Raw genomic sequence first — 20,802 nt, 5'->3', positions numbered from 1 at the left:
ATCGGAACCGATTTATGGGCGAAATCGTGCAGCAATTCAAAGTGCTGCAGCCGTCCGTTCGGGCTCATCGCGCGCGGCCGAGCGGGTGGGGATGGCGGCGCCGGGCGGCCGACCGTCGTTTATAAGTCCGGGCATTTGATATATAATGAAAAACCAACAGCGACTGCTGGAATTTCGATCGGGAGGCGCCAATGCCAATGCTGAAATCGTCCGCGATCCTGGACTCTTCCGCAATCCAGCGCGTCAATTACGATGCACGCCCTCGAACCTTGAGCGTTTGGTTCGTTGGCAATCGCAGGCCTTACCATTACCTCGATGTCCCGGAGAGTGTTTACGAGGAGCTTGTGCACGCAGACTCCGCCGGCGGCTACTTCAACAACCATGTCCGGGATCACTACGATTTCACGCATTGAAGCGGGATGAGGAGAGGCGGCATCCCCAGCCCCTTGCCTCCAGTGCCCGCTGCGGCCGGCTGCGATTTCCCGAAAATCGGAACCGCTGCACATTCAAGTAAGGCGAAGAGGGCGTGCGAAGGGGCGAGCGCCAAGGTGACGGAGGCTTTAGCCGTAGCTCGCCTCATCGCCGCTCCTTCACAGAACTGTCGCCAAACCGTTCAAATAGTTTCATCTCGCTGTAAAGCCGCTGACATGCGGCTCGCCAAAGGTCCGCCTCGCAAACTCGATGATTCGCGAAGCACGGAATCGGAGGCGGATATTTGGCTGACATTCGAAGCACGCTGACCAGGCGCTCTTTTCTCTTCTCCGCCGGCGCCGCCGGTTTCGCCGCTTCTTCCGGCCTTGCCACTCCCTTCTACGCCCGTGGTTATGGGCGTCCGGAATTCCTGCACGGCGTGCAGTCCGGCGACGTCGATACGCAGTCGGGAATGATCTGGACGCGCGTCGATCGGCCGGCGCGCGTGGCGGTCGAGTATTCGACCACGGAAAGCTTCTCGAACGCCGTCCGGCTTCCCGATCTCGATGCGACGCCGCGGAGCGATTGCGCGGTCAAATGCCGGCTCGACAGCCTGCTGCCGGACCAGGACATCTTTTACCGCTTCACCGCAACCGATCTCTACGATGGCAATCGTGTTTCGGAGCCGGTCGTCGGGCGGTTCCGTACGGCGCCCCTGCGCAAACGGTCGGTGCGTTTCGTCTGGTCCGGCGATACGGCCGGTCAGGGCTGGGGCATCGACGAGGTCGGGATGAAGACCTATTCGACCATCTGTCTGCACGAGCCGGATTTCCTCATCCATTCGGGCGACACGATCTATGCCGACAATCCTATGCCGGATGAGATCAAGCTCCGGGACGGCGGGATGTGGAAGAACCGGATCGTGACGCCCGAGAAGCGCGACGTCGCCCGCACCCTGGAAGAATATCGCGGCCAGTGGAAATACAACCTGCTCGACGAACACGTGCGCGGGTTGAACGCCGTGTGCCCGACCTTCTATCAATGGGACGACCACGAAGTGCTCAACAACTGGTCGGCGTCGACCGACCTTCGCGACGATCCGCGCTACCCCGAGAAGGACGTGACGGTTTATGCGGCCCGGGCCGCGCGCGCCTTTCACGAGATGACACCGATCCGCACGCTCCCGACGCAGCCCGGACGCATCTTCCGTAAGGTCGCCTATGGGCCGCTGTTGGACGTGTTCTTCGTCGATCTGCGCTCCTATCGCGGTCCCAACCAAGGGGAGGGCGATGCCGGCCTCTTCGGCTGGCGGCAGGCGGACTGGCTGAAGCGGGAGCTCGCGGCATCTCGCGCCACCTGGAAGGTCATCGCCTGTGACATGCCGATCGGCCTTGTCGTCTGGGATGATTATTCGCAGAAGCGCGGGTCGGATGCGATCGCCAATGGCGACAGCGGCACGCCGATGGGCAGGGAGACGGAATTCGCCGACCTGCTCCGGTTCATCCGCGACAACGCGATCGAGAACATCGTCTGGTTGACCGCGGACGTGCATTACACGGCGGCGCACCACTACGATCCGTCCCGTGCGGCCTTCAAGGAATTCCTGCCCTTCTGGGAATTCGTATCCGGTCCCTTGCACTCCGGCACCTACGGTCCGAAGGAGCTCGACATGACCTTCGGCCCGGAGGTTCGCTTCATCAAGGCGTCTGGCGGCGGCATCGACAGCAACCTGCCGCCGTCCGCGGGCATGCAATTCTTCGGCATCGTCGACATCAGCGGCCGGACGCAGCAGATGACCGTGCGGCTGATGGATCGGCAGGACAAGGAACTCTGGCGCGTGACGCTCGATCCGGCGGCCACTGCGTGAGCCCGCAGAGCTTTGTGCAGGGCTGGTCTGCGCCCCGGCCCCCTTTCACTCCTGCAAAAAAACCTGTATGAGCGCGGCAACTGAAAAAGCGGTACCCGCCTTGTCGCGCGTGCCCTCGAACTTTCCGAGACAAAAAATGAGCATTCGTAACATCGCGATCATCGCGCACGTCGACCATGGGAAGACCACGCTCGTTGACGAACTTCTGAAGCAATCAGGCTCCTTCCGCGAAAACCAGCGCGTTGCCGAACGCGTGATGGATTCCAACGATCTGGAAAAGGAACGCGGCATCACCATTCTCGCCAAGGCGACCTCGGTCGAGTGGAAGGGAACGCGTATCAATATCGTCGACACCCCCGGCCACGCCGACTTCGGCGGCGAGGTCGAGCGCATCCTGTCGATGGTGGACGGCGCGATCGTGCTCGTCGACGCCTCCGAAGGCCCGATGCCGCAGACTAAGTTCGTGGTCGGCAAGGCGCTGAAGGTCGGCCTGAAGCCGATCGTCGCGATCAACAAGATCGACCGGCCCGACGGCCGCCACGAGGAAGTCATCAACGAGGTCTTCGACCTCTTCGCCGCGCTCGATGCGACCGACGAGCAACTCGACTTCCCGATCCTCTACGGTTCTGGCCGTGACGGCTGGATGAACGTCAACCCCGAAGGTCCGAAAGACCAGGGAATGGGACCGCTGCTCGATCTGGTTCTGAAGCATGTTCCCGAGCCGACGGTGGCGGATGGGCCGTTCCGCATGATCGGCACGATCCTCGAGGCAAACCCCTTCCTCGGCCGCATCATCACCGGCCGCGTATATTCCGGCTCCGTCAAACCGAACCAGGCCGTGAAGGTGCTGGGGCAGGATGGCAAGCTGCTCGAATCTGGCCGTATTTCGAAGATTCTCGCTTTCCGCGGCATTGAGCGTCAGCCGATCGAAGAGGCCCATGCCGGGGACATCGTCGCGATCGCCGGGCTCACCAAGGGCACCGTCGCCGACACCTTCTGTGATCCTTCCGTAGCCGAGGCACTGACAGCCCAGCCGATCGATCCGCCGACCGTGACCATGTCCTTCATCGTCAACGATTCGCCGCTTGCCGGCACCGAGGGCGACAAGGTGACCTCGCGCGTCATCCGCGACCGCCTGTTCAAGGAAGCGGAAGGCAATGTGGCGCTGAAGATCGAAGCATCCTCCGAGAAAGACTCCTTCTTCGTCTCCGGTCGCGGCGAATTGCAACTCGCAGTGCTGATCGAAACGATGCGCCGCGAAGGCTTCGAGCTTGCCGTCTCGCGTCCGCGCGTCGTCATGCATAAGGACGAGAGCGGTCAGCTGCTCGAGCCGGTCGAAGAGGTCGTGATCGACGTCGACGAGGAGTATTCCGGCGTCGTCGTGCAGAAGATGTCGGAGCGCAAGGCCGAGATGGTCGAGCTTCGTCCATCGGGCGGCAACCGCGTCCGTCTCGTCTTTTTCGCCCCGACCCGCGGCCTCATCGGCTACCAGTCGGAACTCCTGACCGACACGCGCGGAACGGCAATCATGAACCGCCTGTTCCACGACTATCAGCCCTACAAGGGCGAGATCGGCGGCCGCATCAACGGCGTGCTGCTCGCCAACGAAGCGGGCGAAGCCGTGGCCTACGCGCTCTTCAACCTCGAAGACCGCGGCCCGATGGTGATCGAACCCGGTGAGAAGGTCTACGAAGGCATGATCATCGGCATCCACACCCGCGACAATGACCTCGAGGTCAACGTCCTGAAGGGCAAGAAGCTCACCAACATGCGCGCCGCCGGCAAGGACGAGGCCGTGCGCCTGACGCCGCCGATCAAGATGACGCTCGAACGGGCGCTTTCGTGGATCCAGGACGACGAACTGGTGGAAGTGACCCCGAAGTCGATCCGGCTCAGGAAGCTCCATCTCGATCCGCATGAACGCAAGCGCTTTGAAAAGGCCCGCACCGCCGGCGCGGCATAAGTCACGAAAAACTGACGCAATTTGAACCCCGGAGCGATCCGGGGTTTTTTGCTGTGCGTGCCGATCGCGAGCGGCTTGCGGATAAAGTTAAAAAGGCGTTAACCTTCACTTGGATGCCGTTAAAGTTGCCTGTGGGTTAACGCCGCCCGGCAGCACGGCGGGATTCCGGTTCGCCGTGTCGTGTGTTTAGAGTCAACTCATGAAGACTGTTTCGATCGAGGTCAGGCCCGGGGAGCCGCATGAAGCGGCGGCGATTGCCGAGGTGCATCGTGTGTCCTGGCTTCAGGCCTATGGCGGCATCATTCCGCATCGCCCGCTGATCCAGATGGTCAACCGCCGCGACGAAATTTGGTGGCGCAAGGCAACGCGTGGACCGGCCACCTTACTGGTGGTCGATGTCGCCGGAACGATCGCCGGCTATGCCACGCTGGGCTTGAGCCGCGCGAGAGCCCTGCCGCAAGAGGGCGAGATCTACGAGATCTATCTGCGGCCGGAATATCAGGGCATCGGCCTCGGACGCGTACTCTTCCGCGAGGCGAAGAGTCTCTTGAGGTCGCTCGGCTGCAGAGGCCTCGTTGTCTGGTGCCTCGAAGACAGCGAACACGCCTACAGTTTCTTCCGGACGGCCGGGGGCAGCGACATTGCCGAAGGCATGGAAGATTTCGGCGACAAATACCTGAAAAAAGTCGGCTTCGTCTGGAATTGACTGCTTAGCCGTCCCTCCGCTTCGGCAGGCAATGGGCGGGTTCGGCCGCCTTTTCGCCGCCGCGCTTGCCGCGCTAGGCTGCTGGCAATGTAGATGCTGTCGTTGGCGAAAGTCGGTGCCGGAAAAGGCGCGGCAACGGCAAAATGACGAAGCGTCTTCACCATTGTTGCTTCCTTGCGCCGAAAAACATTCACCTGCCTATTTTTGGCCGTGTCGCCCGCCTACTGCATGTTTCCCTAAATCGTAACCGATTTAAGGATAAGTGCGGCAATTCAAAGTGCTACTGTCCTTTGCGCGTCTGAGACGCGCGGCGCTGTAGAGCAATTCCGCCCGTCCCGGACGAAAGTTATGTTGCATCGCGGCATGTTTCCCTTTATCCGACGGGGCGAATTTTAACCGACCCCTGGAGGTACTCATGCGGATCGACGCGATTTCCATCGGAAAAAATCCACCGGAAGATGTCAATGTAATCGTGGAAGTTCCGGTCGGCGGGCATCCGATCAAGTACGAGATGGACAAGGAAGCCGGCACGCTGGTTGTCGACCGCTTTCTCTATACGCCGATGACCTATCCGGGCAATTACGGCTTCGTCCCGCACACGCTGTCCGACGACGGCGATCCGATCGACGTTTTGATCTGTAACACCCGCCCGCTCGTGCCGGGCTGCGTCATCAATGTCCGCCCGATCGGCGTGATGATGATGGAAGACAATTCCGGTCAGGACGAGAAGATCATCGCCGTGCCGTCGGGCCACCTCACCAAGCGCTATGACAAGGTCCACGATTACACCGACCTGCCGGAGATCACGCTGAAGCAGATCGAGCACTTCTTCGAGCACTACAAGGATCTGGAGCCTGGCAAGTGGGTGAAGATTTTCGGCTGGAAGGACGCCAGCGTCGCCAAGCAGTTGATCAGGGAAGCGGTCGAGCGCGCCAAGTCGAAGAAGTAGTCTATTCCACCCACGCAATTCCGGACGGAAAACCGTTACACACTTTTCCTGGAATTGCTCTAGCCGACGATCTCGGCGAGCTGCTTGATGATCTCCTCCGGATCGGCCTCGATCCGGAGGATTTTTTTGCGCTGCGTGTCGCCGGATACCAGCGCGATCCTGGTCTTAGCGATGCCGAACTGTTTTGCCAGCAGGGCGATCAGCGCCTGGTTCGCCTTGCCCTTTTCCGGCACGGCGCGGACGCGAACCTTGAGGTATTCCCCACCGTCGGCAGCGATTTCGAAGCCGTCGATCGCATCGCGACCGCCGTTCGGCGTCAGCCGAACGGTCAGGCGGACGTGGTCGTCAAGGCTCGTCAGCGCGGCGTGCACTTATATGCCGATCACCGCCGACGCGACCGTCGTGTTGAGGAAGTACCAGATGAAATAGAGGATCACCAGGACGACGAGCGGCGAGAGATCGACGCCGCCCATATCCGGCAGGAAGCGGCGGATGGGCCGGTAGAGCGGCTCGGTCAATTGATAGAGCGAACGGCCGATCATGTTGATCGCATGGTTGTTCACGTTGATCACGTTGAAGGCGTAGAGCCAGGAGAAGATGGCCGACGCTATGATCAGGAACCAGGCTATGTTGATAATGAAGTTCAAGGTTGCGATGACAGCAATCATGCCAGTCTCCAGTTCGTTGTTGACAGACATGTAGACATTGGAAACTAAACGGGCAAGTACGACGCTTCGTCGAGCGCGATCATGTTTAATGGCATCGCACCTGTGCTTTGCCGCTCCTACAGCGCCGCGCGTCTACTCAGACGCGCAAAGGTCGCTGCAGGGCTTCTGCATGATTTTGTCCCTAATCGATTCCGATGTGAGGAATCATGCAGTAGGAGCCTTCCCATATGTCCGCCGTTCACGCCGCGCATCGTTTCGCCGCCTTCAGGCATGTCGGCTATCGGCGCTATTTTTTCTCGCGCTTCCTCGCCTATTTCGCCATCCAGATCATGTCCGTCGCTGTCGGCTGGCAGATCTACGACATGACGCGTGATCCGTTCGATCTCGGCCTCATCGGTCTTTTCCAGTTCCTGCCATCGCTGGTCCTGATTCTGGTGACGGGGGCCGTCGCGGACCGCTACAACCGCCGTGTCATCATGGGCATCTGCATGACGGTGAGCACGCTCTGCGCGGCCGCGCTGCTCCTGTTGACGGTGACGGGTCTGTTTTCGCCGTGGCCGGTCTATCTGATCCTCATCGTCTTCGGAATCGAGCGGGCCTTTCTCGCTCCGGCCGCGCAGTCGCTTGCTCCCAATCTGGTGCCAGTCGAGCACCTGCCCAATGCGATCGCCTGGAATTCGACCTCCTGGCAGACGGCGACGATCGTCGGGCCGGTGGCCGGAGGCCTGATCTATGGTTTCGGTCCTGTTGTACCGTACGCAGTCAGCCTCTGCTTCTTGCAGCGGCGGCCCTGATGGTCTTTGCTGTGCCGAAGCCCGCAGTGCGTTCGCCCGCCTTAGGAGAAAGCTGGCAGACGATCACGGCGGGCTTCCGCTATATCACGGCCGAGAAGGTGGTGCTGGGCGCGATCTCGCTCGATCTCTTCGCCGTGTTGCTCGGCGGCGCGGTTGCACTCATGCCGGTCTTTGCGCGCGACATACTGGCACTTGGGCCATGGGGGCTCGGTCTTCTGCGCGCCGCACCGGGCGTCGGTGCCGTTGGCATGGCGGTCTGGCTGGCCGCTCAACCGATCCGCAACCGGGCAGGGCTCTATATGTTTATCGGTGTTGCGCTTTTCGGCCTCGCGACAATCGTCTTCGGCCTGTCGGCGACACCCTGGATTTCGATTGCCGCCCTTGTCGTCATGGGTGCGGCGGACATGATCTCGGTCTATGTCCGCGAAATCCTGATCACGCTCTGGACTCCGGACGAACTGCGCGGCCGCGTGAACGCGGTCAACATGGTGTTCGTCGGTGCGTCGAACGAGCTCGGCGAATTCCGTGCCGGCATGATGGCTTCGGGCTTCGGTGCCGTCTTCGCGGTCGCCTTTGGCGGTGTCGGCACGCTTCTGGTGTCGTTGCTCTGGGCGGTCGGCTTCCCGCAATTGCGAAAGATCGACACGCTTGATGTTCCGGAGCACCAACGGGTCTGATTGCACATGCGCCGTAGGGCGGGTGGCAGAGCCGTATCGTTACTCGCGATCTTGCCTTTTCGGCGCGGCAGCTTCCCCGCCGCGCAAAAAAATCAGTTCGAGGAAATTCTCCATCCAGGTCCGCAAAGGGTGATCGTGAATCATTCGGCCTTCGAGATGCGCCTTGCCGATCTGGGCACCGGGCAGCACGAAGCGGTGCGCGCCGTGGACCACCCAGCGATGCATCATCGCGCGCGTCAGTTCGCCGTGAAACTGAATGCCCCAGGCGTTCTCACCGTAGCGGAAGGCCTGGTTTGGATAGGTCTCGCCGGTCGCCAGCAATTCGGCGCCACTGGGCAGATCAAACCCTTCCCGGTGGAAGTGATAGACCATGGCCGGCCAATCCATCAGCGCCTTGCCGGCCTCGGTGGCCTTTAGCGGATACCAGCCGATTTCCGTCATGCCCTCGTGATGCGGTGCGACCTTGCCGCCAAGATTGCGTGCCAGCATCTGCGCCCCCAGGCAGATGCCGAGATAAGGCTTGTTCTCGAGGAGTGGTACCGACAGCCAGTCGATCTCGCGGCGGACGAACTCTTCCTCGTCGTTGGCGCTCATCGGGCCGCCGAAGACGATGGTTCCCGAATGGGCCTCCAGCGTCGGCGGCAGCGTGTCGCCCAAGGCCGGGCGCCGGATGTCGAGTGCAAACCCCTTCTGCTTGAGAATCTGCCCCACGCGCCCGGCGCTCGATCGCTCCTGATGCAGGATTATGAGGATTGGTCTTTTGAAGTCGTCGGCCTCTGCGGGCATTTCAGTTTTCCTGCTGCGGGTCGTTTTCCTCCTCCACGTCGATCCTGGCGGCAACTTCCTGCCGCTTCAAGACCCGATCGCGCCCGGATACGCCCAGGAGATCGGCAATCCGCCAGATCACGTGATCTTCCATCTCGTTGCGGACGCCATCGGCATAGACGATCTCCCACAGCGTGCCGACGAGTTCGATCCGCTGCTCCTCGGACAGATGACGCTTGATCTCGGCGGTGAACTTATAAAAGTCGATCGCCTCGCTTTCGGCGCTCTCGCCCGCCTCGATGAGCGCATCGAGGCCCTCGTCGTCGAGTTGATACTGCTCCTCGATAATCTCGCGCATCTTGCGACGCTCGGCAGCCAGAACCGTGCCGTCGGCCTCCATGACCTGAACGCAGAGTGCGATCACGGCAACACGCGGGTCGCCTTTTTCAATAGGCGCCGTGGAGCTCGCCAAACTTTCGAGGAACGCTCGAAACCGTTCTAACATGTCCTTGCCCGCAGCCTTCGAAGTTCAAAACAGCCGGAAGCCGGCCTTGTCCGTTGCCTTTTCGCCGGCCGAGGCTTCGCGGACACCGGGATCGTCCGGAGGGCGGCCGAAGAAGGGTGCCGGTTCTTCTTCCGCGACCTCCTCCTCGTCCTTGGCAGCAGGGGGAGCAGGTTCTTTCCTCTCCGGAACCTTGATCACCTCACGCTCCGCCTCCAGAACGGCCGGCGTTGCTTTCGCCGGTGCCGGCTCCGGCGCCGTACGCACTGCGACGTGCTGCACTGTGGCGACTGGCGGGAGGTTGCGGATCGCCTCGTCGGCGCTCGGACGACCATTTTCGAGCTTGTCCGAAAGCTGCAAGGCCGGTGCCTTCCATTCGAATGCATCGAGCCGGCCGCTGACCGGCGAGACCGGCAGCCACGACGGCGAAGTGACACCGTCGGCGGTCCAGGCCGGATCGCGCGGACTGCGCAGCGCCTGCGCCATCCAATGGCGGATACGGCCCTCGTCGCCGGTGTCCGCTTCCTCGATATCGGCGAGCAGCAGGAAGACGCTTTCCGTCGGTTCGAGCCGTGCAGCCGCTTCCGCCTTGGCTCGCGCCAGCGGCAGTTCGCGCGCCTCGAGCGCGGCTTCGGCGACCGTTGCCAATGCAACCGCATTGTTGCTGCGGAGCGATTCGAGCTTCTTCGCACGCTTCAAACGGTCAAGGGCGGAATCTCCTCCGCGCGCTCTGACGTAGAGCCTTGCCACGTCCGGATGCGGTTGCTGTTTCCACATCCTTTCGAGGATTCCCGCGCCCTTGCGCAGATTGTCCTCGCGGAACAGGGCCTTGGCCGTTACCAGCGCCGCCGGCACCAGGCTGTCACTGAGTTTCAACGCCGCAAGGCCGTCGTCGCGCGCCGCTTTCGGGTCAGCGTCGAGCTTAGCCATTGCGCGGGCGGTGAGAAGCACGGCCTTCTTCCGGTCCGCCTCCTTGCGGTCGAGAATATTGGCGGCGCGACTCTGGTCGAGAAGGCGGATCGCCTCGTCCCATTGTCCTGCCTGGCTGCGGTGATCCAGCGTTGCCAGCGTCGCCCACGGCAGATGCGGTGCCTTCTCTGCAGCGCGTTCCGCATATTGCCGGGCTGCCTCGTTCGCGCCAAGGCGCTTGGCTTCGAGGAACAGGCCGCGCAGGCCAAGTTCGCGCGTTTCGGGATCGTCGGCCATCAGCTCGAATTTCTTGCGCGCGTCGTCGTATTTGCCTTCGATCAGCGCGGTCTGCGCCTCAAGCAAGTGGATGAGCGGCTCCTGGTCGGCGCTGATCAGACCCCGGCTTCGGGTCGACATCTTGCGGGCGAGATTGGCATCGCCGGCGCCGGCCGCGATCAGCCCTGTCGAAAGCGCCTGATAGCCGCGGTCACGCTTGCGGGCTCGGAAATGGCGCGTGACGGTATGGGGTGTCATCCAGATCGTGCGGAGCAGCCAGATCACGATCAGGACGGCGGCGAAGAGCGAGATCAGGATGGAGGCGGCGCGCATCAGCGTCATTTCGACGCGCTGTCCCTGCCAGATCAGCGACAGTTCCCCCGGCCGATCGGCGAGCCACGCAAAGCTGAGACCGAGACACAGGACGAAAAGGATGAAGAACAATATACGGAGCATCTCTTCTTCTTTCCTTCCGCTAGCCGGCTGTGCCGGTACGCGTCATGGTCTGTGCCACGGCGGCATCAATGGTGGCCTCGACGCGCAGGCGCTGGTCAAGTTTCGCCTTGAAGTCCGCCCCAGTTGATTTCGCCGGTTCGGGAAGGGCGCCCCATTCTAACGATGCGCCTTTCAGGTCGCCATTGTTGAGCTTGTCCTCGATGCGCGCGATGACGGCTTCCGGCGTGTCGCCCTCGACGCTGCCGACCGGCCGGATGCGGATGCCGGACATGGCGCTTGAGACCAGGCGAGCGAAAATGCCCGCGTTCGGATCGGGCTGGTTCAGCGCATCGAGCATCGCGTCCGCCGTTTGCGGAAAGGCGGCGCGGAGGTCCGTTCGCGTCGCGACACCCGTTGCGGCGTCCTCAGTCAGATCTTTCACGGTCACGTCGTCTGGCGCAATGCTGCGCAAGGCATCAAGCTCGGCCAGAAACGGGCCGCCGCGATCGATCGCAGTCTTCAGCGCCGTGACGGCGACCGCCTTCGCCATCTGGATGTCGTTAGCCGGCTCGTTGAGTTTTTGTTCCGCCTGGTCGATGCGCCCGGCAAGTTCGGCCTTGGCGGCCGCCGCCGACTGTTCCGCATCGGCGAGGCTGGCTTTCAGCGTGGCGACTTCCTTGGTCAGATTGGCGACTTCCGCTTCGAGGGCGGTGATCTGCGGCGCGCTCGCCCCATCTGCCCCTGGTTGTTTGGCCGCCTGTTCCAGCGCCGCGAGACGGCTCTCCAGCGGACCGATGTCCGCCGCGGGGGCCGATTGAGATGCGATCTGTGTCTTGATCGCCTGGATTTCGCTGGCAAGGCCCTGCTCGAAGGCAGCACTGCCGCGATCCGGTCCGAGCGCTGGAATATAACCGGCATATTGCAGCACGCCGGCGCCGAGCAGCGTCACGAGACCCCCGAGAATACCGGCCGCGAGCGCGCCTGCGCTCGTCGCCTGTCTCTGCGCCGGCATCGCGCCGTTGCTCAAGTGCGGGGGCTCTTCGTCGAAGGCCGCCGCGGCGGCGTCCGCGCGCTCCTCCTCCGTTTCCTCCGTCTTTTCCGTCGTATCGGTCGCGTTTTCGCTCTCTGCCTCGCTCGCCGAAATCTCGGCGGGCTCGTCGGTGACCGATTCCTTGTTCGCGACAGATTCGGCGGCGTCGGTCGCCGTCTTTTCCGCCTGGAGGTCGATCGTCAGCGGTTCCTTCTCGGATTTCGAGCGGCGCGGCGGGTTTTCCGATACCATGGTGACCTCTTACCGTTACAGTGCCAGTCGGCTTGTCAAGACAAACCTAGTCAGGCGAACTCGCGAGGGAAAGCCCCCAAGTCCGTTTTTGCCGGAAATGCATCAGTTCACCAGATTGGAGGGCGGCACATGCGCGGAGAACCGGTGCCGGCTTTGCTGTTCGCGCCTCGAACATGCGGCGTTGAATATTCTGCCGAGATATCGCCGCCTGCGCGGATCAGAGAAGTTGCAGAAGGTGCTCCTCATCCGGCATCGAGGCGACTTCCGCAGCCGCATCAGGCGGCAAAATCTCCGCTATCGACGTGCTCAGGCAGAGATAGCGCCGCGAAAACGCGGCTGCGCCGAGATTGCCTTCCGAGAGAAGGGCGGCAAGCTGCCGCGCGTTTTCGCGCGAATAGAGCAGCGCGGCGTCAAGTTGCCCCACGCGGAGAAGGTCGGAGAGCGCGTCGGGGCGAAGCACGACCGGCGTCATCCGATAGCATTCAATGGTCCTGTGACCGATGCCTCGTTGATGAAGCGCCCGCTCGAGGCCATCGGAGCGCGGCGAACCGGCGAGATAGAGCAGCGGTTCCGCTAGCCCCGCGTCGAACGCAGTCGCGATGGTGTCCGCGAGACCCTCGCCCGTGCCCGGTCCGACATGAATATCGGTGAATCCGAGGGCTGCTGCGGCCCGGCCGGTTGCCTCGCCGACGCAGAAGAGCGGTGTCGCAAGATGCGGTTCAAGCGCGCGGCCCAGCGCCGCCAGGACGCGGGTTGCTTCCGCGCTCGTCAGCGCGATGGCGCCATACCTTTGCTTCAATGCGCTCGCGAGAGCGGTTACCAGATGCTCCGCCTGCATCAGCGGCAGCAGGATCGGTTCGTGGCCCATCGCCTCGAGCTTCAGAGCCGTCGCAGCAGCGGCCGGACGCGGCCGAGTGACGAGCACGCGCATCGCTCACGCCCAGCTCGAAAAGAATCCCGGTCCGGCCTTGGCGCGGATTTCCTCGCCGGCCCTGCGTCCCAGGTCGGCGGCCTCCGCCGCCTTGCCGTCGACGGCGATGCGATGGCAGGTAGCGCCATCTGGCGTCAGGATCATGCCGGAAAAGTGGATATGCGTGCCGTCGGAGACGGCGTGCCCGGCGATCGGCGTGCGGCAGGAGCCGTCAAGCGTCGCGAGGAAGCCGCGCTCGCAGGAGACGGCCTCGTGCGTGCGCCGATCGTCGATGGCCGCAAGCAGCGTATTAACCCGGGTGTCGCCGATGCGGCTCTCGATGCAGATCGCCCCTTGCGCCGGCGCCGGCGGAAATTCCGCCGGATCGAGCAGTTCGGTCGGTACGTCGGTCATGCCGAGCCGCTTCAAGCCGGCATAGGCGAGAAGGGTGCCGTCGACCTGGCCTTCGGCGAGCTTGCGCAGTCGTGTTTCCACCTGGCCGCGATAGGTGATCACGTTGATGTCGGGCCGGAGGCGCCGAATGAGCGCCTGGCGACGCAGCGAAGATGAGCCGACGGTGGCGCCATGCGGCAGGTCTAGAAGTCTCGGCGCCGTGCGTCCGACGAAGGCGTCGCGAATGTCTTCGCGTGGCAGGAAGGCGGAGAGAAAGAGCCCGTCGGGCAGCTTCGTCGGCATGTCCTTCGACGAATGCACGGCGAAATCGAGGTCGCCCGACAGAAGCTGTTGTTCGAGCTCCTCGGTGAACAGGCCCTTGCCGCCGATCTCCGCTAGCGACCGGTCGGTGATCCGGTCTCCCTTGGTGGACAGGATCACGACCTCGAACATTTCCGGCGGCAGACCATGGGCAGCGGCCAGCCGGTCGCGCGTTTCATGCGTCTGGGCGAGCGCCAGCGGACTGCCCCGGGTCCCGATGCGGAAAGGTTTCGTTTGCATCCTCGGTCATCCATTGTTACTGCATGGTTCCTTAAATCGGGACCGATTTAAGGATAAAACCATGCAGCAGTTCAAAGCGTTACAGCGTCCTTTGTGCTTCTGAAAGACGCACGGCGCTGACACAAGTTCCGTGTACCCACCTTTCGGTGCGACCGCAATCTTTGAGTAGACCACATATGTCCGCGCCCCTGCGTATCCTCGGCATCGAAACAAGCTGCGACGAAACGGCGGCGTCCGTCGTGCTGCGGGAAAAGGACGGCAGCGGCCGGATCCTTGGCGATGTCGTGCTCAGCCAACTCGAAGAGCATAGCGCCTATGGCGGTGTGGTTCCGGAGATTGCCGCCCGCGCTCATGTCGAGGCGCTCGATACGCTGATCGAGGAAGCGCTCCTGCGCGCCGGCGTCAAACTTGAAGACATAGACGCGATCGCTGCGACAAGTGGTCCCGGCCTGATCGGCGGCCTGATCGTCGGGCTGATGACCGGCAAGGCGATCGCGCGGGCGACGGGCAAGCCGCTTTACGCCGTCAATCATCTCGAGGGCCACGCACTAACGGCGCGGCTGACGGATGGCCTGACGTTTCCATATCTGATGCTGCTTGTCTCGGGCGGCCACACGCAACTGATCCTGGTGAAAGGCGTCGGCGACTACGAACGCTGGGGCACGACGATCGACGATGCACTCGGCGAAGCCTTCGACAAGACCGCAAAGCTTCTCGGCCTTCCCTATCCGGGCGGTCCGGCGGTCGAGCGCGCGGCCCGGACGGGCGATCCCAGGCGCTTCGACTTTCCGCGCCCGCTCGTCGGCGATGCGCGGCTCGATTTTTCCTTCTCCGGCCTGAAGACGGCCGTTCGCCAGGCGTCGCAGTCGCTGGAGCCCGTGACGGAGCAGGATGTCGCCGACATCTGCGCCTCGTTCCAGCGTGCCATCTCGCGCACTCTGAAGGACCGCGTCGGACGCGGGCTGAAGCGGTTCAAGGCCGAGTTCGCCACTGTCCCTGAACCGGCTCTCGTCGTCGCCGGCGGTGTTGCCGCCAATCAGGAGCTGCGGGCGACGCTTCAGGATCTTTGCGACGCGAACGGCTTCCGCTTCGTAGCGCCGCCGCTTCAGCTTTGCACCGACAATGCGGCAATGATCGCCTGGGCTGGTGCCGAACGGCTTGCGGCGGGACTGGCGGCCGATGGCCTCGATGTCGCGCCGCGCTCGCGTTGGCCGCTCGATAGCCAAGCACAGGCATTGATCGGCTCCGGCAAGCGTGGCGCCAAGGCATGATGGACAAGATGAGCGAAAAACCGAAGATCGTCGTCGTTGGAGCCGGAGCCTTCGGGACCGCGCTTGCCGCCGTAGCGGCAGCGACCGGTAATGCCAAAGTGACGTTGCTTGGCCGGCGACAGGAGGCAGTCGAGGAGTGCCGCCGCACGCGCCGGAACGACGCGTTCCTGCCAGGCATTCCGCTTCCGGCGGGACTTGCTTTTTCCGCCGATACGACTGTGCTGACGGACGCCGATGTCGTCCTCTTCGCCATGCCCTCGCAGGAGCATCGGGCCGCTGCCCGCAGCTACGGCGGCTGGATCGGCACCGATGCGACGATCGTCACCTGTGCCAAGGGGATGGAGCAAGCGACCGGCCGGCTCCTGACCGACGTGCTCGACGAGGAGTTGCCGGCCCGCAAGATTGGTGTCCTTTCCGGTCCAGGTTTTGCCGCCGATATCGCCAAGGGCTTGCCGACGGCAATGGTGATCGCGGCGCGCGACAGCGAGACAGCGACGGAACTCGCCGAGACGCTTTCGAGCCGGACGTTTCGGCTCTACCCCTCGGCCGACCGTGTCGGCGTGCAACTCGGCGGCGCCCTGAAGAACGTGCTGGCGATCGCCTGTGGCATCGTCGAGGGCGCGGGTCTTGGCGATTCGGCGCGCGCGGCGCTGATTTCCCGCGGTCTTGCTGAAATGTCCCGCTTCGTCGTTGCCCAGGGCGGCGAGGCCGATACGGTTCGCGGTCTTTCCGGGCTCGGCGACCTCGTGCTGACCGCGACGAGCCATCAATCGCGCAACCTGCGCTTCGGCATCGCACTCGGCAAGGACGGACGCGCGACTGGGCAGGGCGGCGGCGAACTGGTCGAGGGCGCCTTCGCCGCTTCGGTCGCAGCCCGCGTCGCACTCGACCTCGGCGTCGACATGCCGATTACCGAGGCGGTCGCCGCCATCATCGACGGAAGGCGCGATGTCCGCACCGCTCTGGAGCAGCTGATGTCGCGCCCGATAACTCAGGAATGATTCGGCAGCGGGATGGGCAAGCGTGGGGCGATTTACCGCCCGGATCCCGCGCCAAACGATAACGTCAGGAGGAATCATGCTCTTCGCACTTCTATGCACGGACAAGCCCGGCGGGCTGCAGTTGAGGCTGGATACGCGCCCGGCCCACGTCGCCTACCTCAACGACCTCAACGCCAAAGGCATCCTCAAGATCGCCGGTCCCTTTCTCGGCGAGGATGGCAAGCCGACGGGAAGTCTGGTGATCGTCCAGACGGAAACGCGCGAAGAGGCGAAGGCAATCGCCGAGGCCGACCCTTATGCCAAGGCGGGCCTTTTTTCGAATGTCGAGATCAAGGCCTACAACTGGGTCTTCAACAATCCGGAGGCTTAAACGGCGATGGCGTTCTGGCTTTACAAATCCGAACCGGCCAAATGGTCCTGGCAGATGCAGAAGGACGCGGGCGAGAAAGGCACGGAATGGACCGGCGTGCGCAACTATCAGGCGCGCAACAACATGCGGGCGATGAAGATCGGCGATAAAGGTTTCTTCTACCACTCCAACGAAGGGCTGGAGATTGTCGGCATCACCGAAGTTTGCGCCGTCTCGCACCCGGATTCGACGGCCGAGGGCGATCTCCGCTGGGATTGCGTCGATATCCGTGCCGTTATGGACGTGCCGCGTCCGGTCTCCTTGAAGGAGATCAAGGAGAACCCGAAGCTCGCCAAGATGTCGCTGGTAACCTCGATGCGGCTGTCAGTGCAGCCGGTTACGGAGGACGAGTGGATCGAGGTTTGCCGCATGGGCGGCCTCGACAATCCGCCGCGCTGAGATCCCTTTCCTTGAAGACCGATCCCGAAAGCTTCATCCGCGCCAATACCGGCGTCCTTTCGCCGCCGCATGTGCCGGAGATCAGATTGCATCTTGCAAGCGAGGCGCATGATCTCTGGCTGACGACGGAAGAGGAACTGGAGGAGATCGGTCTGCCGCCGCCATTCTGGGCTTTCGCCTGGGCGGGCGGGCAGGGGCTTGCGCGCCATATCCTCGATCATCCGGAATCCATACGCGGGCGCCGCGTCATCGATTTCGCCTCCGGCTCCGGCTTGGTTGCAATCGCGGCCATGAGGGCGGGTGCCTCTTCCGTGCTCGCCGTCGACATCGATCCCTGGGCGGAAACGGCGGTACGGCTGAATGCGGAACTGAACGGGGTGGAAATCGGGTTCAGCAACCGGAACATCATCGGCGAGCCGAAGGTCGCCGATGTCTACCTCGCCGGCGACGTCTTTTACGACAAGGCTTTTGCAGATCTGCTCCGCCCCTGGTTCGCCGGATTGGCGAGGGCGGGAGCGGCGGTGCTCGTCGGAGATCCCGGACGCGCCTATTGCCCGCGACAGATGATGACGGCGCTCGCGACCTATGAGGTGCCGGTCACGCGGGCGCTCGAAGACAGTGAGGTAAAGCGCACAACCGTCTGGCGCTTCGAACCGGCCGAAGCCGTCGGCGATTGAGCGGGATCGCGGGCCTAATGCCTGTTGTCCAAAACTACGCAGCGGTTTTGGACAACGAATGCAAAAAACAAAGCTGCAAAGCGCGTTGCATAAATTCGCTTGAAAGCGACGCGCTTTATGGCCGGATGACGCAGACGCCGTGTTCCCAGGAGCAGACGCGGTCGTTCGGTTGCGGCGAGACGACGATGATCTTAGCGCGCTTCAGCGGCGGGGCGGCATCGACCGCATCCTCGCCGAAATAGCTGGAATTGCCGTATTGGCGGAAATAGATGCCGTTGCCCTCCTGTCGGAAGGCGGAAATGCCGCCGGCATAGGTTCCGATGCCAGGGGTGACTGAAGGAAAGTCGTCGCCGCCGTAAGAACCGAAGCCATTATAGGAGCTGAAACCATAGCCTCCGCCGATCACGACCACACCATGGTCGCGGCGCCAATCACGCTTGGCATGGTGCCGTAGACGGTGCTTCATCCGTACGTGCCGGGTGCGGGTCTTCACGTCTTGCAGGTCCCGATTGAACAAAGAAAAGTCGTCAAAGCCGGACACAACGGAGCGGTGCCTTCTGCGGTCGGCAAATTTGCGGTGGCCGTGATGCCAATCGCGCCATGCGTGATGCGGCTTTCGGTGCAGTCTTATATGCCGGACGCGGGTCTCGACCTCAGATAAACCCTGCCGGTCGCCCGCCATCGCAGGCATCTCTGCCGTCATCACCAGAGCGCAGGCCAGCGCTAGAACTTTGGTCGCATGGACCGCTCGCAACAGATTCATTCTGCCGTGCCCTCCGGATGATCCTTAACAAATCCTTAACGCCATCCTGGGCCAACCGCCGGCAAATGTCACGGATTTGCTTATGTTTTCTGCGCTTATCGTTAATTCCGTCCGATGTCTTAGCGAGGCCGAAAAATGCCGTTTTTCGTCTAATCGATTAAATTGATTTTGCACCGCAAACACACTTGTCGTTAAGCCTTATGGTGATTAAAGGTCCGGATGACTGAATTGCGCACAATCGTGTGCGATACCGGACGAATGCGATCCAGTTTTGGGCGTGGAATCCGGTCATTCCGTGAGGTTCCGATGACGAATGTCACAAGAAGCCGGCCGCTTTCGCCGCATCTTCAAATCTACAAACCTATCCCGACCATGGTGATGTCCATTGTGCACCGCATTACCGGCGGCGCCCTGTATTTCGGCACGATCCTGGTCGCGTGGTGGCTGATCGCCGCGGCTTCCGGTGCGGCCTATTACGATTGGGTCAGCTGGCTGTTTGGCACATTGATCGGCAAGCTCGTCCTCTTCGGATACACCTGGACGCTGGTTCATCACATGCTCGGCGGTATTCGCCACTTCGTCTGGGATCTCGGCTACGGCTACGAGAAGCATTTCGCAACGAAGATGGCGAAGGCGACGATCGTCGGATCGGTGGCTCTGACGCTGCTGATCTGGGTGATCGGCTATCTGGTCCGCTACTGAGGGGAATGAAGATGGATATGCGCACACCTCTCGGCAAGGTTCGCGGCCTCGGCTCCGCCAAGGAGGGGACCGATCATTTCTGGCGCCAGCGCCTGACGGCCGTTTCCAACGTTCCGTTGCTGATCTTTTTCGTGTTCTTCGTTGCCCGCTACGCCGGCGCCCCGCATGCGGAGGTCGTCGCGGCGCTCTCCAATCCGTTTGTGGCGGTGATTATGGGCCTCGTGCTCGTTTCGGCTCTCACACACATGAGAATCGGCATGCAGGTGATCATCGAAGACTACGTGCATGGCGAAGGCGCCAAGATCGCTCTTCTCATGCTCAACACATTTTTCGCGATCGCGATCGGCGGGCTCTGTCTTTTCGCCATCCTGAAGATCGCTTTTGCAGGGTAATTTCGTCATGGCATCGATCAGTTCACCCGCTGCAAACGGCAAGGCCTATCAATATGTCGATCACGCCTTCGACGTCGTCGTCGTCGGTGCCGGCGGCGCCGGCTTGCGCGCCACCCTCGGCATGGCCGAACAGGGCCTGAAGACGGCCTGCATCACCAAGGTCTTTCCGACGCGCTCGCACACCGTCGCCGCCCAGGGCGGCATTGCCGCGTCGCTGCAGAACATGACGCCGGACAGCTGGCAGTGGCATCTCTACGACACCGTCAAGGGCTCCGACTGGCTCGGCGATGTCGATGCAATGCAGTATCTGACCATGGAAGCGCCGAAGGCGGTCTATGAGCTCGAACACTACGGCGTGCCGTTCTCGCGCAACGAGGAAGGCAAGATCTACCAGCGGCCGTTCGGCGGTCATATGCAGAATTTTGGCGAAGGCCCGCCGGTGCAGCGCACCTGCGCGGTTGCCGACCGCACAGGCCATGCGATCCTGCACACGCTCTACGGCCAATCGCTCCGGAACAACGCCGAATTCTTCATCGAATATTTCGCCATCGACCTGATCATGTCGGACGACGGGCGCTGCACCGGCGTCGTCGCCTGGAACCTCGACGACGGCACGATCCACCGCTTCTCGGCGAAAATGGTGGTGCTGGCGACCGGGGGTTATGGCCGCGCCTATTTCTCGGCGACCTCGGCTCATACCTGCACCGGCGACGGCGGCGGCATGATCGCCCGCGCGGGCCTGCCGCTCCAGGACATGGAGTTCGTGCAGTTCCACCCGACCGGCATCTACGGCTCGGGCTGCCTGATCACCGAAGGCGCGCGCGGCGAGGGCGGTTATCTCGTCAACGCCGAGGGCGAGCGCTTCATGGAGCGTTATGCCCCGTCGGCCAAGGATCTCGCCTCGCGTGACGTTGTTTCGCGCTGCATGACGCTGGAAATCCGCGAGGGCCGCGGCGTCGGCAAGAACAAGGACCACATCTTCCTGCATCTCGACCACCTCGATCCGGCCGTGCTGCACGAGCGCCTGCCGGGCATTTCCGAGAGCGCGAAGATCTTCGCCGGCGTCGATGTGACCCGCGAGCCGATCCCGGTGCTGCCGACGGAGCACTAGAAGTGGAGA

Annotated in this window: 21 protein-coding genes and 2 pseudogenes; 14 read left to right on the top strand and 9 right to left on the bottom strand. The window is 62.5% G+C overall.

All coding sequences use genetic code 11. The features are described 5' to 3' along the window. The first annotated feature begins 191 nt into the window (after positions 1 to 191). The 5 genes from QN219_RS12365 to ppa all read left to right on the top strand — a co-directional run bounded on the left by QN219_RS12365 (position 192) and on the right by ppa (position 5,896). The gene (locus QN219_RS12365) at positions 192 to 413 is read left to right on the top strand and encodes a KTSC domain-containing protein (protein WP_283999983.1); all 222 of its coding nucleotides are present in this window, start codon (positions 192 to 194) and stop codon (positions 411 to 413) included. Between the two features lie 302 nt (positions 414 to 715). Then, entirely contained in the window at positions 716 to 2,278 is a 1,563-nt protein-coding gene (locus QN219_RS12360) for an alkaline phosphatase (protein WP_283999982.1), read from the top strand. A 136-nt stretch (positions 2,279 to 2,414) separates the two neighbouring features. Further along, positions 2,415 to 4,241, top strand: a complete 1,827-nt coding sequence (typA, locus tag QN219_RS12355; RefSeq protein WP_283999980.1) for a translational GTPase TypA — start codon at positions 2,415 to 2,417, stop codon at positions 4,239 to 4,241. 199 nt (positions 4,242 to 4,440) lie between these two features. After that, positions 4,441 to 4,947, top strand: a complete 507-nt coding sequence (locus tag QN219_RS12350; RefSeq protein ID WP_283999979.1) for a GNAT family N-acetyltransferase — start codon at positions 4,441 to 4,443, stop codon at positions 4,945 to 4,947. 415 nt (positions 4,948 to 5,362) lie between these two features. After that, positions 5,363 to 5,896, top strand: coding sequence for an inorganic diphosphatase (ppa, locus tag QN219_RS12345; protein WP_283999978.1), 534 nt, complete (start codon positions 5,363 to 5,365; stop codon positions 5,894 to 5,896). Between the two features lie 59 nt (positions 5,897 to 5,955). On the opposite strand, the gene QN219_RS12340 is transcribed toward ppa, so the two are convergent. Continuing rightward, the gene (locus QN219_RS12340) at positions 5,956 to 6,267 is read right to left on the bottom strand and encodes a DUF167 domain-containing protein (RefSeq protein WP_283999977.1); all 312 of its coding nucleotides are present in this window, start codon (positions 6,265 to 6,267) and stop codon (positions 5,956 to 5,958) included. Continuing rightward, complete coding sequence (locus tag QN219_RS12335; RefSeq protein WP_136505441.1) at positions 6,268 to 6,564, bottom strand: YggT family protein; 297 nt, start codon at positions 6,562 to 6,564, stop codon at positions 6,268 to 6,270. A 227-nt stretch (positions 6,565 to 6,791) separates the two neighbouring features. On the opposite strand from QN219_RS12335, the pseudogene QN219_RS12330 reads away from it, so the two are divergent. After that, positions 6,792 to 8,035, top strand: a pseudogene (locus QN219_RS12330) (MFS transporter). A 39-nt stretch (positions 8,036 to 8,074) separates the two neighbouring features. Here QN219_RS12330 and QN219_RS12325 read toward each other — a convergent pair. The 6 genes from QN219_RS12325 to hemC all read right to left on the bottom strand — a co-directional run bounded on the left by QN219_RS12325 (position 8,075) and on the right by hemC (position 14,068). Further along, positions 8,075 to 8,821, bottom strand: coding sequence for a glutamine amidotransferase (locus QN219_RS12325; protein ID WP_283999976.1), 747 nt, complete (start codon positions 8,819 to 8,821; stop codon positions 8,075 to 8,077). Position 8,822: 1 nt separating this feature from the next. Further along, the gene (locus QN219_RS12320; RefSeq protein ID WP_283999975.1) at positions 8,823 to 9,305 is read right to left on the bottom strand and encodes a TerB family tellurite resistance protein; all 483 of its coding nucleotides are present in this window, start codon (positions 9,303 to 9,305) and stop codon (positions 8,823 to 8,825) included. A gap of 24 nt (positions 9,306 to 9,329) precedes the next feature. Further along, the gene (locus QN219_RS12315; protein ID WP_283999974.1) at positions 9,330 to 10,943 is read right to left on the bottom strand and encodes a heme biosynthesis protein HemY; all 1,614 of its coding nucleotides are present in this window, start codon (positions 10,941 to 10,943) and stop codon (positions 9,330 to 9,332) included. A gap of 19 nt (positions 10,944 to 10,962) precedes the next feature. Further along, entirely contained in the window at positions 10,963 to 12,204 is a 1,242-nt protein-coding gene (locus QN219_RS12310) for a hypothetical protein (protein WP_283999973.1), read from the bottom strand. 217 nt (positions 12,205 to 12,421) lie between these two features. After that, positions 12,422 to 13,135, bottom strand: coding sequence for a uroporphyrinogen-III synthase (locus QN219_RS12305; RefSeq protein WP_283999972.1), 714 nt, complete (start codon positions 13,133 to 13,135; stop codon positions 12,422 to 12,424). Between the two features lie 3 nt (positions 13,136 to 13,138). Beyond that, entirely contained in the window at positions 13,139 to 14,068 is a 930-nt protein-coding gene (hemC, locus tag QN219_RS12300; RefSeq protein ID WP_283999971.1) for a hydroxymethylbilane synthase, read from the bottom strand. Positions 14,069 to 14,244: 176 nt separating this feature from the next. On the opposite strand from hemC, the gene tsaD reads away from it, so the two are divergent. From tsaD to QN219_RS12275, 5 genes are all read left to right on the top strand, one after another. Further along, positions 14,245 to 15,339, top strand: coding sequence for a tRNA (adenosine(37)-N6)-threonylcarbamoyltransferase complex transferase subunit TsaD (gene tsaD / locus QN219_RS12295; protein WP_283999970.1), 1,095 nt, complete (start codon positions 14,245 to 14,247; stop codon positions 15,337 to 15,339). An 8-nt stretch (positions 15,340 to 15,347) separates the two neighbouring features. Beyond that, on the top strand, positions 15,348 to 16,340 hold the full coding sequence (locus QN219_RS12290; protein ID WP_283999969.1) for an NAD(P)H-dependent glycerol-3-phosphate dehydrogenase: 993 nt from the start codon (positions 15,348 to 15,350) through the stop codon (positions 16,338 to 16,340). Positions 16,341 to 16,416: 76 nt separating this feature from the next. Beyond that, positions 16,417 to 16,710, top strand: a complete 294-nt coding sequence (locus QN219_RS12285; protein WP_283999968.1) for a YciI-like protein — start codon at positions 16,417 to 16,419, stop codon at positions 16,708 to 16,710. 6 nt (positions 16,711 to 16,716) lie between these two features. Further along, the gene (locus QN219_RS12280) at positions 16,717 to 17,148 is read left to right on the top strand and encodes an EVE domain-containing protein (protein ID WP_283999967.1); all 432 of its coding nucleotides are present in this window, start codon (positions 16,717 to 16,719) and stop codon (positions 17,146 to 17,148) included. Positions 17,149 to 17,159: 11 nt separating this feature from the next. Further along, positions 17,160 to 17,825: a methyltransferase gene (locus QN219_RS12275; protein ID WP_283999966.1), complete on the top strand. Its 666-nt coding sequence runs from the start codon at positions 17,160 to 17,162 to the stop codon at positions 17,823 to 17,825. Between the two features lie 115 nt (positions 17,826 to 17,940). On the opposite strand, the gene QN219_RS12270 is transcribed toward QN219_RS12275, so the two are convergent. Next, entirely contained in the window at positions 17,941 to 18,588 is a 648-nt protein-coding gene (locus QN219_RS12270; protein ID WP_283999965.1) for a hypothetical protein, read from the bottom strand. 306 nt (positions 18,589 to 18,894) lie between these two features. Here QN219_RS12270 and sdhC point away from each other — a divergent pair, with 306 nt between their 5' ends. The 3 genes and pseudogenes from sdhC to QN219_RS12255 form a co-directional block, all read left to right on the top strand. Next, positions 18,895 to 19,290 carry a succinate dehydrogenase, cytochrome b556 subunit gene (sdhC, locus tag QN219_RS12265; RefSeq protein ID WP_269280686.1) on the top strand — a complete coding sequence of 132 codons (396 nt, stop codon included), beginning with the start codon at positions 18,895 to 18,897 and terminating at the stop codon, positions 19,288 to 19,290. Between the two features lie 11 nt (positions 19,291 to 19,301). Then, entirely contained in the window at positions 19,302 to 19,682 is a 381-nt protein-coding gene (gene sdhD, locus QN219_RS12260) for a succinate dehydrogenase, hydrophobic membrane anchor protein (protein WP_283999964.1), read from the top strand. A 7-nt stretch (positions 19,683 to 19,689) separates the two neighbouring features. Beyond that, positions 19,690 to 20,790, top strand: a pseudogene (locus QN219_RS12255) (FAD-binding protein); the annotation flags it as partial. Positions 20,791 to 20,802 lie beyond the last annotated feature (12 nt).

It is taken from the genome of Sinorhizobium sp. 8-89, from assembly GCF_030124325.1.
Lineage (GTDB): Bacteria > Pseudomonadota > Alphaproteobacteria > Rhizobiales > Rhizobiaceae > Sinorhizobium.
Note: the sequence above shows the minus strand (reverse complement) of the source record. Positions and strands in the feature narration are given on the sequence as shown.

Coding starts and splice junctions, on each gene's coding strand:
- QN219_RS12335 (WP_136505441.1), bottom strand. CDS start 6,564: ATGATTGCTGTCATCGCAACCTTGAACTTCATTATCAACATAGCCTGG.
- typA (WP_283999980.1), top strand. CDS start 2,415: ATGAGCATTCGTAACATCGCGATCATCGCGCACGTCGACCATGGGAAG.
- QN219_RS12305 (WP_283999972.1), bottom strand. CDS start 13,135: ATGCGCGTGCTCGTCACTCGGCCGCGTCCGGCCGCTGCTGCGACGGCT.
- QN219_RS12320 (WP_283999975.1), bottom strand. CDS start 9,305: ATGTTAGAACGGTTTCGAGCGTTCCTCGAAAGTTTGGCGAGCTCCACG.
- QN219_RS12270 (WP_283999965.1), bottom strand. CDS start 18,588: ATGAATCTGTTGCGAGCGGTCCATGCGACCAAAGTTCTAGCGCTGGCC.
- QN219_RS12315 (WP_283999974.1), bottom strand. CDS start 10,943: ATGCTCCGTATATTGTTCTTCATCCTTTTCGTCCTGTGTCTCGGTCTC.
- QN219_RS12325 (WP_283999976.1), bottom strand. CDS start 8,821: ATGCCCGCAGAGGCCGACGACTTCAAAAGACCAATCCTCATAATCCTG.
- QN219_RS12280 (WP_283999967.1), top strand. CDS start 16,717: ATGGCGTTCTGGCTTTACAAATCCGAACCGGCCAAATGGTCCTGGCAG.
- sdhD (WP_283999964.1), top strand. CDS start 19,302: ATGGATATGCGCACACCTCTCGGCAAGGTTCGCGGCCTCGGCTCCGCC.
- QN219_RS12310 (WP_283999973.1), bottom strand. CDS start 12,204: ATGGTATCGGAAAACCCGCCGCGCCGCTCGAAATCCGAGAAGGAACCG.
- tsaD (WP_283999970.1), top strand. CDS start 14,245: ATGTCCGCGCCCCTGCGTATCCTCGGCATCGAAACAAGCTGCGACGAA.
- QN219_RS12285 (WP_283999968.1), top strand. CDS start 16,417: ATGCTCTTCGCACTTCTATGCACGGACAAGCCCGGCGGGCTGCAGTTG.
- QN219_RS12350 (WP_283999979.1), top strand. CDS start 4,441: ATGAAGACTGTTTCGATCGAGGTCAGGCCCGGGGAGCCGCATGAAGCG.
- sdhC (WP_269280686.1), top strand. CDS start 18,895: ATGACGAATGTCACAAGAAGCCGGCCGCTTTCGCCGCATCTTCAAATC.
- ppa (WP_283999978.1), top strand. CDS start 5,363: ATGCGGATCGACGCGATTTCCATCGGAAAAAATCCACCGGAAGATGTC.
- QN219_RS12290 (WP_283999969.1), top strand. CDS start 15,348: ATGAGCGAAAAACCGAAGATCGTCGTCGTTGGAGCCGGAGCCTTCGGG.
- hemC (WP_283999971.1), bottom strand. CDS start 14,068: ATGCAAACGAAACCTTTCCGCATCGGGACCCGGGGCAGTCCGCTGGCG.
- QN219_RS12365 (WP_283999983.1), top strand. CDS start 192: ATGCCAATGCTGAAATCGTCCGCGATCCTGGACTCTTCCGCAATCCAG.